At 65.1% G+C, this 16,487-nt stretch carries 14 protein-coding genes; 8 read left to right on the forward strand and 6 right to left on the reverse strand.

The window, feature by feature from the left end; all coding sequences use genetic code 11:
- Window positions 1–36: 36 nt before the first annotated feature.
- Entirely contained in the window at window positions 37–789 is a 753-nt protein-coding gene (locus CH302_RS16530) for a GNAT family N-acetyltransferase (protein ID WP_037190336.1), read from the reverse strand.
- Between the two features lie 174 nt (window positions 790–963).
- On the opposite strand from CH302_RS16530, the gene CH302_RS16535 reads away from it, so the two are divergent.
- The 3 genes from CH302_RS16535 to CH302_RS16545 all read left to right on the forward strand — a co-directional run bounded on the left by CH302_RS16535 (window position 964) and on the right by CH302_RS16545 (window position 3,508).
- The gene (locus CH302_RS16535) at window positions 964–1,167 is read left to right on the forward strand and encodes a cold-shock protein (RefSeq protein WP_008714360.1); all 204 of its coding nucleotides are present in this window, start codon (window positions 964–966) and stop codon (window positions 1,165–1,167) included.
- A gap of 272 nt (window positions 1,168–1,439) precedes the next feature.
- Window positions 1,440–2,057, forward strand: a complete 618-nt coding sequence (locus CH302_RS16540) for a PadR family transcriptional regulator (protein ID WP_037190334.1) — start codon at window positions 1,440–1,442, stop codon at window positions 2,055–2,057.
- Complete coding sequence (locus CH302_RS16545) at window positions 2,054–3,508, forward strand: DHA2 family efflux MFS transporter permease subunit (protein ID WP_037190333.1); 1,455 nt, start codon at window positions 2,054–2,056, stop codon at window positions 3,506–3,508. The genes CH302_RS16540 and CH302_RS16545 overlap by 4 nt, the downstream gene beginning before the upstream one ends.
- A 132-nt stretch (window positions 3,509–3,640) precedes the next feature.
- Here CH302_RS16545 and CH302_RS16550 read toward each other — a convergent pair whose 3' ends face one another.
- Window positions 3,641–4,786 carry an acyl-CoA dehydrogenase family protein gene (locus tag CH302_RS16550; RefSeq protein ID WP_037190332.1) on the reverse strand — a complete coding sequence of 382 codons (1,146 nt, stop codon included), beginning with the start codon at window positions 4,784–4,786 and terminating at the stop codon, window positions 3,641–3,643.
- 89 nt (window positions 4,787–4,875) lie between these two features.
- On the opposite strand from CH302_RS16550, the gene CH302_RS16555 reads away from it, so the two are divergent.
- Both CH302_RS16555 and CH302_RS16560 read left to right on the forward strand, forming a co-directional pair.
- Window positions 4,876–5,667 (forward strand): enoyl-CoA hydratase/isomerase family protein, encoded by a 792-nt coding sequence (locus CH302_RS16555; RefSeq protein WP_037190358.1) that lies wholly within the window; start codon window positions 4,876–4,878, stop codon window positions 5,665–5,667.
- A gap of 10 nt (window positions 5,668–5,677) precedes the next feature.
- Window positions 5,678–6,613, forward strand: coding sequence for an adenosine deaminase (locus CH302_RS16560; RefSeq protein ID WP_037190331.1), 936 nt, complete (start codon window positions 5,678–5,680; stop codon window positions 6,611–6,613).
- Window position 6,614: 1 nt separating this feature from the next.
- On the opposite strand, the gene CH302_RS16565 is transcribed toward CH302_RS16560, so the two are convergent.
- The 3 genes from CH302_RS16565 to CH302_RS16575 form a co-directional block, all read right to left on the reverse strand.
- Complete coding sequence (locus tag CH302_RS16565) at window positions 6,615–8,102, reverse strand: molybdopterin-dependent oxidoreductase (protein ID WP_037190330.1); 1,488 nt, start codon at window positions 8,100–8,102, stop codon at window positions 6,615–6,617.
- 79 nt (window positions 8,103–8,181) lie between these two features.
- Window positions 8,182–8,997, reverse strand: coding sequence for a class I SAM-dependent methyltransferase (locus CH302_RS16570; RefSeq protein ID WP_094649985.1), 816 nt, complete (start codon window positions 8,995–8,997; stop codon window positions 8,182–8,184).
- Entirely contained in the window at window positions 8,994–10,307 is a 1,314-nt protein-coding gene (locus CH302_RS16575) for a D-arabinono-1,4-lactone oxidase (protein WP_037190329.1), read from the reverse strand. The genes CH302_RS16570 and CH302_RS16575 overlap by 4 nt, the downstream gene beginning before the upstream one ends.
- Window positions 10,308–10,395: 88 nt before the next feature.
- Here CH302_RS16575 and CH302_RS16580 point away from each other — a divergent pair, with 88 nt between their 5' ends.
- Window positions 10,396–11,037: a TetR/AcrR family transcriptional regulator gene (locus tag CH302_RS16580; RefSeq protein WP_037190327.1), complete on the forward strand. Its 642-nt coding sequence runs from the start codon at window positions 10,396–10,398 to the stop codon at window positions 11,035–11,037.
- A gap of 90 nt (window positions 11,038–11,127) precedes the next feature.
- The gene (locus CH302_RS16585) at window positions 11,128–12,342 is read left to right on the forward strand and encodes an alanine racemase (protein WP_037190325.1); all 1,215 of its coding nucleotides are present in this window, start codon (window positions 11,128–11,130) and stop codon (window positions 12,340–12,342) included.
- Here the strand turns inward: CH302_RS16585 and CH302_RS16590 are convergent.
- Entirely contained in the window at window positions 12,312–15,761 is a 3,450-nt protein-coding gene (locus tag CH302_RS16590; RefSeq protein ID WP_037190323.1) for a TM0106 family RecB-like putative nuclease, read from the reverse strand. The two genes, CH302_RS16585 and CH302_RS16590, sit on opposite strands and share 31 nt — an antisense overlap.
- 79 nt (window positions 15,762–15,840) lie before the next feature.
- Between CH302_RS16590 and CH302_RS16595 the strand changes: the two genes are divergently transcribed.
- Window positions 15,841–16,458, forward strand: coding sequence for an alpha/beta hydrolase (locus CH302_RS16595; RefSeq protein ID WP_037190321.1), 618 nt, complete (start codon window positions 15,841–15,843; stop codon window positions 16,456–16,458).
- Window positions 16,459–16,487 lie beyond the last annotated feature (29 nt).

Raw genomic sequence — 16,487 nt, forward strand, 5'->3', positions numbered from 1 at the left:
AACTGTTCTGTCGACGCTACCCAGTTCGGAGCCGACTCAACCTCGATCAGCGCGAAGCACTGCGGTGTGACACGCGCCGATCTCGACGTAACCCAGCCGCGCGGCGAGGCGTCGAGCAACGGCGTTCTCCGGTCGCGATCGCCACTGCGGAATCAGGCCGTCGTCGATGGCGTCGTTGGTTGCCAGCCTGCCGACCACCTGGGCGTGGCCCCGTCGGCGATGGTCCGGGTCCGTCAGGACCCGCATGTCGGCCAGTATCAGCTGCTCCTCCGAGTAGCCGGCCGAGGCAAGGGAGTGCGCCGAGTCGGCCGGTCGGTCATCGCCGAGCAGAGTGAACCAGTTCCGCGAGACCGGTTCGCCGAATGCTTCGGCGACGTCGGCGTCACTGCAGTGCGCGGCGAGGTTGCGGGCGTGCTCCGCGTCGTGGGAGATCAGCGGGTCGTGGACGTCGATGGTGTGGCCGATGTCCGACCCGTAGGCGAGCGTGTGGGTGCCGATCTCGTAGCGATCCGAGCGGTCGCCCAGCAGCGACGAGATCCAGGTGCGGTCGATACCGGCGTGGCCGGCGATCGCCCGCGAGGCGTCCACGGCCCAGGACGGACCGGCGATCAGGGTGGTCTCGGCCAGTCGCAGGACGGTGATGTCCTCGGCGGCACCGACATGTTCGACGCGGTCCGCATCCGTGTCGAGGGCACGATCGTCCATCTGCAGTCGTCGACACCAGGCCAACCGGACGATGTCGAGTCGGTGGCGATCGAACGGGCCGGCATCGAGAAGAGGGAGATCCACGTCTGAAACCCTAGCCACAGAGACGCTGGGCGACGTTTCGGTTTCACCGTCCCAAAGCAATCTTTCGAACTTTTTTGCCCCCGGTGTTTCGCTCAGCGCCGATAGATGGCAGACTCGCATTTGAGATTAGAGCTTCGACGTGAAGATCTAGCTCGCTTACAGAAGGTTTACAGAATGACGCAGGGCAGTGTGAAGTGGTTCAACGGCGAAAAGGGCTTCGGCTTCATCGAGCAGGATGGTGGCGGACCGGACGTTTTCGTTCATTACTCGGAGATTCAGGGTAGCGGCTTCAAGTCGCTCGACGAGGGCCAGCGCGTGGAGTTCGAGGTGGGCCAGGGTCAGAAGGGCCCCCAGGCTACCGGCGTCCGCGCCATCTGATTCAAGCTTCGTAACCCGATTTCTCCTGGTGGAGTGACCTTCTCGAAGTAATCTCCACCAGAAACTCGGTGACAGGGCCGGATACACGGAAGAAATTCCGAGTATCCGGCCTTCGTCTGTTCGAACGGGATATCGACTGTTGTCGGTGTCCTTTTTCGTCTGTATGTCCGGATAACCCCAGTTCAGAGCATTGTCCGGGTTGCCAATCCCAGATCTGTCGGTCTATATTCCAACTGGAATAATTCAGCCGGGACATTCAGATCTGAGGTGCGATGCGAGGCGAGGCAGTGAACCCGCTGGGCGTCTCGGTTCTCGCCCTGTTGTCCGAGAGTCCGATGCATCCCTACGAGATGTATCAACTTCTGTTGGAGCGCAAAGAGGATCGGATCGTCAAGGTTCGACCCGGATCGCTCTACCACGCCGTTGCTCGCCTCCATGGGCAGGCGCTGGTCGCCGAGGTCGGCACCGACCGCGGCGGCAACCGACCCGAACGCACCACGTACGAGATCACGCCCGCAGGCCGACGAGTTCTCGTCGATCGCCTCGCCGAGATTCTCCGCACCCCGGTGCGTGAATATCCGCAGTTCACCCTCGGCCTGTCCGAGATGCACAACCTGGCGGCGTCCGAGGCGATCGCGTTGCTCCGCGCACGCATCGAGGACCTCGAGGTGGAGATCGAGGAACTGTCCGGCTATCAGCGGTTGGCGGCCGACCGCAACATATCCGAAATCTACTGGGCTGGAATCGATTACACGTACCACATGTTGTCAGCCGAAGTGAACTGGTTGACGAGTTACATCGCTCGGGTCGACAGTGGCGAGCTGGCGTGGCCGCACGAGATATCCACACACCACACGACCCTGACGGATCGAAACCAGGAGAGCACATGAACGTCGTCGAGACCGCTCCGCCACAACGAGAGATCAAGCCCTGGCCCGCCCTGTGGGCGCTGTGCTTGGGCTTCTTCATGATTCTGGTCGACACCACCATCGTGGCCGTCGCGCAGCCGGCGATCCTCACGGGCCTGAACACCGACATCAACAACGTCATCTGGGTGACCAGCGCGTATCTGCTGGCCTACGCGGTGCCGCTGCTCGTCACCGGGCGTCTCGGTGACAAGTTCGGTCCCCGAAATCTCTACATCGCCGGCCTCGTTCTGTTCACACTCGCGTCCGCCTGGTGTGGCCTCTCCGGGTCCATCGAGATGCTCATCGCCGCGCGTGCGGTCCAGGGTCTCGGTGCTGCGATGATCACCCCGCAGACGATGGCCGTGATCACCCGGGTGTTCCCCGCCGAGAAGCGCGGAACGGCCATGGGCGCGTGGGGCGCCGTTGCAGGCGTGGCGACACTCGTCGGCCCGATCCTCGGCGGCGTCCTGGTCGACTCGCTCGGCTGGGAGTGGATCTTCTTCATCAATCTGCCGGTCGGTGTTCTCGCAATCGTGTTGGCGCTGAGGTTCGTTCCCGTGCTGCCCACCCACGATCACAAGTTCGATCTGCTCGGCGTGGCGTTGAGCGCCATCGGACTGTTCTGCATCGTGTTCGGTATCCAGGAGGGACAGAAGTACGACTGGGGAACGGGCATCTGGATCCTCATCGGCACCGGCCTGCTCGTCTTCGCCGGGTTCGTCTACTGGCAGGCGGTGAACAAGAGCGAACCGCTGGTCCCGTTGGCGCTCTTCCGTGATCGCAATTTCTCGCTCTCCAATATCGGTATCGCCGCAATGGGTTTCGCGATGTCCGGCATGATGCTGCCGATCATGTTCTACGCGCAGAGCGTCACCGGGCTCACCCCTACCCGTTCGGCACTGTTGTTCGTCCCGATGGCGCTGCTGACCGGCATTCTCGCCCCCAATGTCGGCAAGCTCGTCGACAAGACGCATCCCCGCTACATCGCTGGTTCCGGATTGTTCATCCTGGCGGCCTCGCTGCTGTGGTTCGCGTACGAGATGACGCCCACCACCGCGATCTGGAAGCTGCTTCTGCCCATCGCGGCGATGGGCGTGGCGAACGCGTTGATCTGGTCTCCGTTGGCGGCCACCGCAACTCGTAACCTGCCGATGAGTCAGGCGGGCGCAGGTTCGGGTATCTACAACACCACCCGCATGATCGGCTCCGTGCTCGGTAGTGCGGGCATCGGCGCGCTCATCCAATCGCGCTTGGCCGCCGAACTACCTACCGGTGGATCGGCTTCGGGGGCAAACGAATTCGCCGGCCGAGTGCCCGAGATGCTGCGGGACGGCTTCACCGCCGCGATGGCGCAGTCGTTGATCCTGCCCGCCGCAGTGTTGGTCGTCGGCATGATCGCGGTCTGCTTCTACACCCGGCCTGCGTTCGAGTAAGTGCCTGCGGCAGTGGTGCGGCTCCGATCTCTGGTCGCTCCGCAGGCTCCGCTCCTGTGCGCCTTCCAAGGCACCTGACCGCACCACTGCTCATCCGGTCGTTCCGCAGGCTCCACTCCTACACGAAGCGCACTACAGGCCCAGATCGCGTCCGATCAGTTCCTTCATGATCTCGTTCGATCCGGCCCAGATCTTGGTCACGCGAGCGTCTTTCCACGCCCGAGCGGCGCGGTACTCGTTCATGAATCCGTAGCCGCCGTGCAGCTGTACGCAGTGGTCGAGGATTTCGTTCTGCACCTGCGAGCTCCACCACTTGGCCTTGGCTGCATCGATGGCCGTCAGCTCGCCGATTCCGTGCGCGGCGATGCAGTTGTCGATGTATGCCTGTGCCACATCGAGTTTGGTGACGAGCTCGGCGAGCAGGAACTTGTTCCACTGCAGTGAACCGATCTGCTGGCCGAATGCCTTGCGGTCCTTGGCGTACTGCAGTGTCTCCTCGAGAATGGGGCGGACGTGTCCGAGGTTGGCCACCGAGCAGCTGATGCGTTCCTGGGGGAGTAGCTGCATCATGTGGATGAAGCCGCCGTCGAATTCGCCGATCATGTTCGAGCTCGGAACACGCACGTTCTCGAAGAACAGCTCGGCCGTATCGGATTCGGGCTGGCCGACCTTGTCGAGCTTGCGGCCGCGGGAGAATCCTTCGGTGCCGTTCTCGACGGCGAAAAGCGTGATGCCCTTGGCCTTCTTCTCCGGCGTCGTGCGGGTGGCGACGATGACGAGATCGGCGGAGTTGCCGTTGGTGATGAAGGTCTTGGAGCCGTTGATGATGAAGTCGTCGCCGTCCTTGACGGCGGTGGTCTTCAGCGCGGCCAGATCGGAGCCACCGGAGGGTTCGGTCATCGCGATCGCGGTGAGGATCTCACCGCTGCAGAAGCCGGGCAGCCAGCGCTTCTTCTGCTCCTCGGTGGTGAGCTTGACCAGATACGGAGCCACGATGTCGACGTGAATACCGAAGCACGACGCCACCGCGGCACTCGAGCGGGCGAGTTCCTCGGCGAGGACGGCGTTGAACCGGTAGTCCTCGGCTCCACTGCCGCCGTATTCCTCCGGTACCTCGAGGCCCAGGAAGCCGTTGCGTCCGGCTTCGAGCCAGATCTCGCGGTCGATGTATCGCTGTTCGACGAGCTTCTCCTCGACCGGCGTGATGGTTCGGGTGACGAATTCTCGAACCGATGCGCGGAAGTCCTCATGGTCGGACTCGAACAGACTGCGCTTCATCTAGGTGTTCCTCTCGGTAACGTTCACTTTCCTGCGCACAATACTCGGTGGTAACAAGGTCCTCGGACGGGTGTGGCACTATGCGAACCATGGCTGACGCACCCACTTCGCTCGTTCGATCGACCACCGCGGCCGGCGCGGAGGTCGCCGTCCTCACCTTCGACCACGGTCCGCTCAATCTGTTCGATCAGGCCATGTTCGACGCGGTGGCCGCGAACGTTGCCGATCTCGTCGCGCGACCTCCGCGTGCGGTATTGCTGCGCGCCGAGGGCAAGGTCAATTCGGCAGGCGTCGACGTTCATGTCTTCGAGGGCCTGTCCGCCGCGCAGGGCGCCGATCTGTGGCGTGGTCTGTTCGCACAGATTGCTCATCCGCTCGAGGCGTTGCCCTGCCCGGTGATCTACGCCGCGCACGGGTTGACGCTCACCGCGGCGTTCGAGATCTCGTTGGCCTGCGACATCATCCTGGCCGGACCGAAGGCGAAATTCGGTCTGGTCGAGACCGTCGTCGGTCTGACGCCGTCGATGGGTGGGCCGCAGCGTCTGGCCGAGCGGGCCGGTTCGGGTCGGGCTCGCGAGCTCGTCATGACCGGTGATCTGTACGACGCCCAGACGCTGAAGGAGTGGGGCGTGGTCAATCAGATCCACGACGACGTCGATGCCGCCGCGCTCGCGCTGACGCATCGATTGGCCGACGGCCCCACCGTCGCGCACGCGGCAACCAAACAGATTGTGGCAGCGTGGCGTTCCGGTGGTGTGGCCCACGCGGACGAGATCACCTCGGAGGTCTCCGGGGCACTCTTCGAGACCGAGGATCTGCGCGGCGCAGTGAAGAGCTTCCTCGAGGTCGGCCCGGGTAAGGCGACGTACACGGGCAAGTAGAATCGTATGAGTGAGTAATGATCAGCTGGCCGAACTGCACCTGCACATCGAAGGGTCGCTCGAACCTCCGCTGATCTTCGATCTTGCCCAGCGCAACGCAATCACGCTGCCGTACAACGATATCGAAGAACTGCAGGCGAAATACGAGTTCAGCGACCTGCAGTCGTTCCTCGATCTGTACTACGCGAACATGGCCGTGTTGCAGACCGCCGAGGATTTCGCCGACCTGGCCCGCGCGTACTTCCGCCGCACCGCGCAGGCCGGGGTGACGCACGCGGAGATCTTCTTCGACCCGCAGGCGCACACCGAGCGTGGTGTCCCGCTCGCGGCCGTCGTCGAGGGATTGGCCGACGCCTGCGCATCCAGCGCGCGCGAATTCGGCGTCACCAGTGGGTTGATCGCGTCGATCCTGCGCGACAAGCCGGTGCTGCACGCCAATCAACTGCTGGAGGATCTGTTGGCGATGCAGGCCCCGATCATCGGGCTCGGTCTCGATTCCGCCGAGGTGGGCTATCCGCCGTCGCTGTTCGTCGACGTGTTCGCCAAGGCCCGTGCCGAGGGCTTGCATGTCGTCGCCCATGCCGGTGAGGAAGGCCCACCCGACTACATCTGGCAGGCACTGGATCTGCTGAAGGTCGAGCGCATCGATCACGGGGTGCGGTGCCTCGAAGACGAGGCACTGGTGAACCGGCTTGTGGAGGAGCAGATTCCGCTCACCGTCTGTCCGCTGTCCAACGTCCGGCTCAAGGTGATCGACAACGTCGAGCAGCTACCGTTGCGGCAGATGCTCGAGCGCGGCCTGTCGGTGTCGATCAACTCCGACGATCCCGCCTACTTCGGCGGCTACGTCGACGACAACTTCTCTGCCCTCGAAGCGGGAATGGGCCTCACCGCGGCCGAGCGAAAGCAGTTGTCCGAGAACTCGATCCGCGCGAGCTTCGCCTGAATCAAGTCGCCGTCACCGAAATTCTCGGGTAGCCGGTCGCTCCGTCGGGGACGGTGTCGGCGGTCTTGTTGGTCTGCAGTTCTCCGGCGGAGTTGGTGGCGCGGGCGCGGATGGAATGCTGGCCCGCAGGCAGGTCGAGTTCGACGGTCCATTGCCGCCAGGTGTCCTTGGAGTATTCCTCCGAGAGCGTGGCCGGCACCCAATTGCCCTCGTCCACTTGTACTTCGACGCCGTCGATGCCGGTGTGCTGATCCCAGGCGACGCCCGCGATCACCAACTTTCCGGCCGGCACCGAGCTGCCCGATCGCGGAGTGTCGATCCGCGAGGCCGTCTTGATCGGTCCGAGTGCGCCCCAACCACGGTCGGTCCAATAGGCGGTCGCCTTGTCGAAGCGGGTGATCTCGATGTCGGTGACCCACTTGGTCGCCGAGACGTATCCGTACAGACCGGGGACGACGAGTCGCGCCGGGTAGCCGTGCTCGACGGGCAGCGGCGCACCGTTCATCCCCACAGCCAGTAAGGCGTCGCGGCCGTCGAGCAGAACCTCGAGGGGCGTGCCGGCGGTGAAGGCATCGCTGCTCGACGACAGCGCCATGTCGGCGTCGGGCGAGATGCCCGCTTCTTCGAGAATGTCCTTGAGCGGGTAGCCGATCCACGTCGCATTGCCCACGAGATCGCCGCCGACGATATTGGACACGCAGGTCAGGGTGACCGTCTTCTCCACTGCCTGGCGCTCGGCGAGGTCGGCGAATGTCAGCTCGATCTCGCGGTCCACCATGCCGTGGATGCGCAACGACCACGTATCCGACGCCAGGCGCGGAACGACCAACGCGGTGTCGATGCGGTAGAAGTCGTCGTTCGGGGTGATGTACGACGCGAGGCCGTCGATCTTCAGGTCCGCCCCCTCCGGAATCGGGGGTTGCGGCGTCGGCGTGGGCAGCATGAAACCGAGTCGATCCGCGGTGACAGCTCGGGCCGAGGTCAGCATCCGTCCGGCTGTTCCGGCGACGACGCCGAGCACCGCAGCACCGGCGGCGAGAGTCAGGAAGCTGCGTCGGGTCATTCCTTCGGTCGCCGGGGTGGCGGCACCGATGAGGGCGTGCAGCACGACGATGCCGACGATGACGCCGCCGATGGTCGGGACTGCGGACAAGGCCGTCGCGTCGGGTCGGGTCATTGCCGCGAGTACGCCCACAACGCCCAGAACTGCGAACACCACGGCACCGATCGGTTTGCGGGCGATGCCTGCCGCTGCGGCGATGGCGCCGATCACCACGGCCATGCCGATGAACAGGGCGAGCTTGTCGGAGGTGCCGAACGTGTCGATGGCCCATTCACGGACCGGGGCCGGACTGTGGTCGACGGCCGAGGACCCGACGGCGGTCAGCGGTGACGAGTTGGGTCCGATGGGGACGGCGATCAATTCACCGACACCGAGGACAACTCCGGCGGCGATGATGCCGGACAGCGCGCGTTTTCCTGTGCTCACTCGTTCCAATGTAAGCGAGTGCAAGAAAGTTGGTCGTGGACAGGCCGGGTAGAGACGAGCCCGTCGAGTTGGGCGATGTTCAGTCGGCACTCACTGTGGTGCATTCGAGCAGCATGAACAGTGGGCGGGTGAAATTGGTTGCCCAGAATTCGTCGGTTCGTCGCTGCTCGGTGGACGGCCGAGGCTCTCGCAGGCTCGTCATCGCGAACCCTGCCGCGGTGATCATCCCGATGTGTTCTTCCAACGAGTAGAACTGCTGGAAGGACTCGACGGGGGAGGTCAGACCTGCGACGCTGAACCGCTGTTGGACCGTTCTGACACCGAAGTAGTCGTCGATCGTGGACGCGAAGCCGATCCCTTCTCGATCGGCGCGGGCGGCGTAGAAGCAGGGATGCATGGACAGCACGATCAGCCGCCCGGTGGGCCGGAGGACTCGGCGGAACTCACGGAACCGTCCGGCCGGGTCGGCTATGCCGTGCGGGAGACGGTTCGCCACCACGATGTCGACACTCGCGTCACGCAGCGGTAGGTCGGCCACGTCGGCGTGATGATAGTCCGCGTGGCGACCCCCGTTCTCGGGATGCGCGCGGGCTGCAACGATCAACTCGGCGCAGGTGTCCACACCGTGCACGTGCGCAGCCCCGCGTCCGATGAGTTCACGAGTGAAGTACCCCTCGCCACAACCTGCGTCCACTACCTGCGCGCCGCTGCAGTCGCCGATCAGGTCCAGCAAGGCGACGTCGGTGACCTCGGTCTGAAATTTGTCGAGCCGTTCTCTGACGATGTGCTCCCAGTACTGCGCGTTCTGCTGATACCCGCGCGATACTTCGACGTCACCCAGCATCTCGTCTCCCCGGGAGTGGTAGCTCGTATCCGGCAACGAATGATCACTCACGACAGCAGACGCTCGAGGTAGTCGCTGCCGAACAATCGTTTCGGGTCCATCGAATCCCGAACACGCAGGAAGTCGTCGAAGTGTTCGTAGGTATCGCGGAGCTCATCGCCGCCGAGGGAATGCAGTTTGCCCCAGTGCGGCCGGCCGCCGACGCTGCGGCAGATGGCTTCGACGGCGTCGAAGTATTCGCGGTGATCTCGTCGGTGGTACTGGTGCACGGCGATGTAGGCCGTCGGGCGCCCATAGGCCGTGGAGAGCCAGATGTCGTCGGCGGCGGCGAATCGTACTTCGACGGGAAACGCGATGGAGATCGAAGACTGCTCGAGCCAGCGATCCACCTCGCGCAGCACCCAGCCGATCTCGGCTGCAGGAACGGCATATTCCATCTCGACGAACTTGACGGTCCGCGACGACGCGAACACCCGGTACGAGCGGTCGGTGTACTCGCGGGCCGACAGGGCCCGGGCCGAGACCGCGTTGAGGCGGGGGATCAAGGCCGGCATACGCGTCACCATGCGGTTGAGGCCCTCGAAGACCGTGTTGGACAGTAGTTCGTCGTCGAGGTACGAACGGACCTTCCCCAGCGGGCGCAGCGCAGCGTCGCCGGGCAGGCGGGTGTTGTGTTTGGTCAGCACCCGGTCGGTGTGCGGAAACCAGTAGAACTCGAAGTGGTCGACGCCTGCGACGGTCGCATCGAGCTCGGAGAGCGTTGCCCGTAGCGTCGACGGCTCCTCGACGGCCCGTAAGGCGAAGGCCGGAACGCAGTCGAGCGTGACCCGGGTGATGACGCCGAGCGCACCGAGCCCGACGCGGGCCGCGTCGAACAGATCCGTGTTCTCGTCGCGAGAGCACCGAACGAGCCGGCCGTCTGCGGTCATCAGCTCCACCGCGCACACCTGCGTGGCGATGCCGCCGAAGCGGGCTCCGGTTCCGTGAGTACCCGTGGAGATGGCACCGGCAACCGATTGTTCGTCGATGTCGCCCAGGTTGGTCATGGCAAGGCCGAGGTCCCACAGCCGCGCGGTCAGCTCGCGCAGCCGGGTGCCGGCGAGCACCGTCACCCGGGCGGAACCGTCGTCGTGGCGGACGACCGATTCGATCCCGCGCAGTGAATCCAGGCTGATCTGAACGCCGTCGGTGACGGCGATCGGGGTGAAGGAGTGTCCGGCACCCACGCATCGCACCGTTCGAGACGCCTCGACGGCGCGCTGCAGAACACTGCGCACTTCGTCCGTCGATGCGGGCTCGGCACGCTGCGCCGGATACGCATGCTGATTGCCCGCCCAGTTCTGCCACGACCACTCGATCATCCGATCACTATCGCACTCCTGAAACCTCGGGTTGTTCCCCGTGGGTCAATACGAGGCACAGACCTCGGCAGCGCCCTAGTATCGGGTCATGCAATCGAGGCTGCCCGCTGATGTGCGACGCGCACAACTGGTGCAGTCTGCGATCGACGTCGCCGAGCGGGTCGGGATCGAGTCCCTGACCGTGCGTGCTCTCTCGGAACAAGCCGAGGTCACCAAGGGCATCGTGCAGTACCACTTCGAGACCAAGCAGGATCTGGTGATCGCGATGGGGGAGCACCTCATCGTCGATGTCACCGAGATTCTGCACGCTGCGTTGGACAGTGCCGTGGGCACGCGCGAACTCCCAGGCGTTCGTGGCCTGCGCGAGCTGGTGCACGGCGGTCTGAGCGCGGTGTGGTTGCTGATCGAGAAGTCGCCGGATCGGCAGTTGCTCGCCTACGAGATCAAGACCTATCTGCTGCGCCATCGCGCGCTCGGGTCCGCCACGGCCGCCGAGATCGCCAGTGGGCAGTACCGAATCCGGGACTCCGAGGCCCGGTTGTTCTTCGAGAAGTGTTCCGCCCACACCGGGACGCGATGGATCGAGCCGGTGGCGTCGATCGCGCGTTTCGGGATGGCCACCCTCGACGGGCTGGTGCTGCGGTGGTTGGTCGACGGCGACGATCTCGAGGTGCTGGCGCAGATCGACGACCTGTCGGGGCTGATTGCAAGCAAGGCCTTGGACTGCTGAGGACCGGCGTGGCAGCTGCTCGCTGGGACTTCTGGGCTGCGGAGTGTTTGACTGTGTAGGCCTGGCAACGACGACGAAGGAATACGCCGCATGAGTTCGATCGCCGGTGTCGCAACCACCGACACGACACCACTGTCCCGTATCGCCGCTGCCACCGAGGGTCTCGAATCACCTTTGGCTGCAGTCGATTCCGCCGCGCTCGATGCCAATGCTGCTGCTCTGCGGGCACGGGCGGACGGAGTGCCGATCAGGATCGCGAGCAAGTCGGTTCGGTGCCGGGCGGTACTGGATCGGGTGCTCGCGGCCGACGGCGTGAGCGGGGTCATGGCGTACTCGCTGCGTGAGGCGATCTGGTTGGCGCGCCACGGCGTCGAGGACATCCTGATGGGGTACCCGACGGTCGATCGCACCGCCCTCGCCGAGGTCGTGAACGATCGTGTTCTGTCGGGGCGCATCACGCTGATGGTCGACGACGTCGCACAGCTGGACATCGTGCGCGACGCGACCGACAGTGATCTTCTCAAGCCACGTATCTGTATCGATGTCGATGCCTCGCTGCGGATCGGGCCGCTGCACATCGGTGTCAGACGTTCGCCGCTGCGCGAACCCGAGCAGGTCGCCGCCTTCGCGCGGGTGGCGCAGGCGCGTGGGTTCCGAGTGGTCGGTCTGATGTTCTACGAGGCGCAGATCGCCGGTGTGCCCGATTCCAATGTTGCGGTGGAATGGATGAAGTCGCTGTCGTCGCGTGAGATCTCCACGCGCAGAACGGCGGTGGTCGAGGCCGTGACCGCGGCCGTCGGGCGGATCGAGATCGTCAACAGTGGCGGTACCGGGTCGATCGACTTCTCGGCCGCCGATCCGGTCGTCACCGAGGTGACCGCGGGATCGGGCTTGTTCGCGCCGACGCTCTTCGATCGGTATCGCGCATTCTCGGCCGAGCCCTCGCTGTTCTTCGCGCTGCCCGCGGTGCGCAAGCCGACGCCGCAGATCGCCACGCTGTTCGGTGGTGGCTACATCGCGTCGGGTCCGGCGTCGACGTCGAGGTCCCCGCGGCCGATCGCCTGGTCGAGAAAGGCCAGGGGAGTGGTGACGTCCGGTCTGAGGCTGCTGCGCAACGAAGGTGCGGGCGAGGTGCAGACTCCGGTGAGTGGAGCGGAAGAGATCCGGATCGGTGATCGCGTCTGGTTCCGGCACGCCAAGGCGGGCGAGCTGTGCGAGCGATTCGACACCCTGCATCTGGTGCACGCCGACGGGTCCGTCGAGGCGGTCCCCACTTATCGTGGTGAGGGCATGGCGTTCGGCTGAATTCCGTTCTCGCACAGGCTCATGAAGGTGCCGAGGGTGACCAGTCCGGCCGGGGTGGACGGCAGGTAGCGGGTCAGTGCCCGCGACCGGATCAGTATCGCGGCCCACTGGCCACGCGAGACGGCGACGTTGAGTCTGTTGCGGGACAACAGAAAGCCCATGCCTCGCGGAACGTCTTCGATCGCCGACGCGGCCATCGAGATCAACACGACCGGTGCCTGTCGTCCTTGGAACTTGTCGACGGTGCCCACCGAGACCTCGTCGAGTCCGGCGGCCGCGAGTCGTTCGACGATGACGGCCACCTGCGCGTTGTAGGCCGCGACGACCAGGAAGTCGCCCTGGTCCATGGGCCGCGCACCCTCGAAGGACTGCGGGTCGCTCCACGGTCGGCCGAGCAGATTCTGCACGTGAGTGACGATCTCGTCGGCTTCCTCCACCGAGTCGGTGGAGTTGCCGTGGTGGTCGAGGTAGACGATATGCAGGCCGGGCTCGAGCGAGTCCAGTGAACGTGCCTGTGTCACAGCACTGTTGGACTCGAGCTTGCCCTCGTACGACAGTGCCGAGACCGGCGCGCACAGATCGGGATGCATCCGCCACGTCGTGGCCAGGAAGTACCCGCGGTCGGCGGGCAGCGTCGGGTGACCGCTGGTGATCCAGCCCAGCGCCGACTCGTCGACGGGTTCGGGGTGGGTGCCCTGGCTGACCTGCGGCAGCTGGGCCGGGTCGCCGAGCAGCAGCAGGTTGCGTGCGGACACCGAGACGGCGATGGTGTTGGCCAGCGAGAACTGCCCGGCCTCGTCGATGACCAGGAGATCGAGCGACTCGGGCGGGATGCGGCCGGGGTTGGAGAAGTCCCAGGCGGTACCGCCGATGACGCAGCCGCCCTCGGCGTCGGTGACGAAGCGGGCGTAGTCGGTGGGTTCGACGACGGTGTGGGCGGTCGGTGCCTTCTTGCCCACCTCGGCCGGGTCCACCCCTGCGGCCACGATGGTGTCGAGCAGGTTGTTCACCACGTGGTGCGATTGGCCCACCACGCCGACCTTCCAGTGATGTACATCGACCAATTCGGCGATCACCCGTGCAGCGGTGTACGTCTTCCCGGTCCCGGGCGGACCCTGCACGGCAACGTAGGAGTGATCCAGATCGAGCAGCGCCGCCGTGACGGCCGTCGCGTAGTCACCGGCGTGCACCTCGGGAAGGCCGGTGCCGGAACGGGTTCGGGGCGGCGACAGCGTCAGCAGATCGGCGACGGCCGTGCGTGGAAGGTCCGGCAGTGCGGCGTGGACCTCGGCGGCGACGGCAACGATCGCCTGCTCCAGGTACTTGGTCGCCGGGGGCGGTTCGGGTGCGGTGGCGACGGGGAAGTCGGGGTACTCGTCCACTCCCTTGCGTAGGTTCTCCTGCACCACCACCATGTCGAGGGTGCCCTCGTAGCCCGCCTCCACGATCTCGACCGTCGTGGTCGCGCGATGGGTCGGCTGCTGTTTCGGTAGTCCTTCCGGGGCCGGGTCGTCGTAGAGCAGCTTGACCTTCGAGCTCGACAGGACGCCGCTGCTCAGGTGCCCCAACAGCTTGAGCTGTCGTCGCATGACCCGTTGCTTCGGTGCAGTTTTCATCCAGTCGTGCACCAGCTCGGCGCGCTCGACCTTCAGCACGTCGGCCGCGTCGGCCCACTCGTCGAGCGGGTGGGTCAGACGATCGAAGTGAGCCCACCAGAACGGCTTTCGTTCACGTCGGTGATACCCGATGGAACCGGAGAACAATGCGACGGCCTGCTGCGTCGAGGTGCGCTCCCACGGCAGACCGGCGTAGTCGGCGAGTTCGAGCTCGAGCGGACTCGCGGTGTCGGTTGCACCGTCTTCGAGCTCGAGATGCTGCGTTGCCCGTGGGTGCACACCGGCATCCGACGCGCGCGCGAGCAACCAATCCCGCAGTCGCAGCGTCGATTCGCAGTCGGTGCGGTTGTACTCGGCGATATCGGCGAGCAGAGCAGCGGCCTCGGCGTCCTTCCCCTGGTCTCGTAGATCGCACCAGTTCGCGTATTCGACGATCGACGCGGCCGCGTCGGTGACGTCTCCGTCGCGGGCCGCGGGCATGTACAGGGGTTCGAGCTTCTTGATGCTGTAGGACCTGGCACCGATGCGCACCGCAGATCGCACGATCGGATAGAGGTCCACCAGAACGTTGTCCCGCAGTAGGTCGTCGACCGCGTCCTCACCTACTCCGTAGCGACCGGCGAGGCGCAGTAGCGCGGTCTTCTCGTACGGCGCGTAGTGGTAGACGTGCATGTTCGGGTACGCGGCACGGCGCGCGGAGACGTAGTCGAGAAAGTCGATCAGGGCGCGGCGTTCCTGCGCGCGATCGTGCGCCCAGAACGGGAGGAAGTCGCCGTCGGCGGTGTAGACGCCGAACAGGTACTCGAGACCCCATTCGGCACTGCCGGCCTCGGCCCACAACGGGTCGCCCTCGAAGTCGAAGAAGATGTCGCCCGGATCGGGCTCGGGGATCACGCCGAGTGCATCGGCGTCGAAGATCTCGAACTCGGCGTCGCCGCTGTGTTCCTGGCGAACCTGCAGCGCGGCCTGAGCTCGCAGATTCGTGACCGTGCGAGAGGACATGCCGTCCACGTTCGCGGTCGATGCAGCGAGTTCGTCGATCGTCGAGATGCCGGCGTCGAGCAGTCTGTCCCTGGTACTCGCGCGCATGCCGGCGACGAGAACCAGGTCGCGGTGCTGTTCCACCTCGACCGTGCATGCCTCGCATTGCCCGCAGCCGGAGTAGCGCGAATCGAACCAGTCGACGACGGTGCCCTCGGCGTGGTGTTCGTCGAGTATGTGTTGCAGGTGTTCCCGGGACTGCCGGTAGACCGGAAGGATCTCGGTGAGCGAGTGCGCGGAGTCGCTGCCGTCGCCGAGCATCAGGTGCACCTCGTCGCTCGGAACGATCCCGCCGGATCGGAGCGCGTCCGCGTAGGCCGCCAGCTGCAGCAGGGCCGACACCTTCGCGTGCCGCGACAGCTTGGTGTCGTACACGGCGTACCGATCGCCCTCGGCCACCAGAAAGTCGCAGAATCCGAGAAATCGGCCGTCGAAGAAGGTGGCCTGATACACCACGGGTGTCCGGGAGGTGAGGGCGGTGAACGTCGCCCAGGCCGCGTCGGCCAATTCCTGTGCGGTGCGTCCCGGTCGGTCCATCGTCAGGACACCGCCGGGAAATCGCTGCTGGAATGTCTCGAGCTGGCGGCGTTCGTGCTCGAATCCGAGTGCAGAGGTGCGGTCCAGCATCGGATCCGGCGCGGCGGTTGCGCGCGGGATCAGACCGGTGAGGCCGTCGAGTCGGCGCAGCAGTCCGAATTCGCACGACGCTGCCGAGGCGAGGTCGCTGGCGCTGTAGATGACGCGATCGCCGATGAGGAACACGCGCCCACCCTAGTCACCACCACGCGCGGTACCGGTCACGTTGCGCGCGGATGCCGCCGCGAGGAGGCAAAATGATCGAATGCCTTTTTTCGACGGAGCCACCGGTGCTGTCCATTACCGAAACTGGACTGTTCCCGATGCTCGTTTCGGTCTCGTTTTTCTGCACGGTCTCGGCCAGAACAGCGGCCACTATCACCGTTTCGCCCGGGTCCTCAACGGACGCGGAGTCGATGTGTGGGCGGTCGATCACGTGGGCCACGGCCTCACCGAGGGTGAGTTGACGGATGCCGCTCAGATCCCCGCACTCGCTCGGAACGCGCTGCAGTTGCTGGACATGGCCGAGGCCGAGCACCCGGAACTGTCGTTCGCTCTGATGGGTCATTCGTTGGGTGCGGCGACGGCCATCGCTGCCCTCGGCGCGCATCCGGAGGCAGTGCGGTGCGCCGTGCTGTGCGGAACGCCCAAGTCGGTGACCGGCTCGGTCACCGACCTCGCAGACAATGTGATTCCGCTTCTTGCCGTGCACGGCGTGGACGACCGTCTGGCTCCGATCGATGCGGTGCGCGAGTGGATCGGCGGTGTTCCCGACGCGTCCCTGCGTGAGTTCGAGGACGGTGGTCACGACCTGCTGCACGAGAAGATCCACCTGCAGGTGACGTCGGTGGTGGCGGAGTTCCTCGACGACCACATGTCCTGACAACGAAGAAAAGAAGGGCCCGGCGCGAA

This window comes from Rhodococcus sp. 15-2388-1-1a (assembly GCF_002259145.1).
In the GTDB taxonomy this organism is placed as follows: Bacteria; Actinomycetota; Actinomycetes; order Mycobacteriales; family Mycobacteriaceae; genus Rhodococcoides.

Bases quoted from the DNA above. Each gene is read 5' to 3' on its own strand.
- CH302_RS16535 (WP_008714360.1), top strand. From the start codon at position 964: ATGACGCAGGGCAGTGTGAAGTGGTTCAACGGCGAAAAGGGCTTCGGC.
- CH302_RS16540 (WP_037190334.1), top strand. From the start codon at position 1,440: ATGCGAGGCGAGGCAGTGAACCCGCTGGGCGTCTCGGTTCTCGCCCTG.
- CH302_RS16545 (WP_037190333.1), top strand. From the start codon at position 2,054: ATGAACGTCGTCGAGACCGCTCCGCCACAACGAGAGATCAAGCCCTGG.
- CH302_RS16550 (WP_037190332.1), bottom strand. From the start codon at position 4,786: ATGAAGCGCAGTCTGTTCGAGTCCGACCATGAGGACTTCCGCGCATCG.
- CH302_RS16555 (WP_037190358.1), top strand. From the start codon at position 4,876: ATGGCTGACGCACCCACTTCGCTCGTTCGATCGACCACCGCGGCCGGC.
- CH302_RS16575 (WP_037190329.1), bottom strand. From the start codon at position 10,307: ATGATCGAGTGGTCGTGGCAGAACTGGGCGGGCAATCAGCATGCGTAT.
- CH302_RS16580 (WP_037190327.1), top strand. From the start codon at position 10,396: ATGCAATCGAGGCTGCCCGCTGATGTGCGACGCGCACAACTGGTGCAG.
- CH302_RS16585 (WP_037190325.1), top strand. From the start codon at position 11,128: ATGAGTTCGATCGCCGGTGTCGCAACCACCGACACGACACCACTGTCC.
- CH302_RS16595 (WP_037190321.1), top strand. From the start codon at position 15,841: ATGCCTTTTTTCGACGGAGCCACCGGTGCTGTCCATTACCGAAACTGG.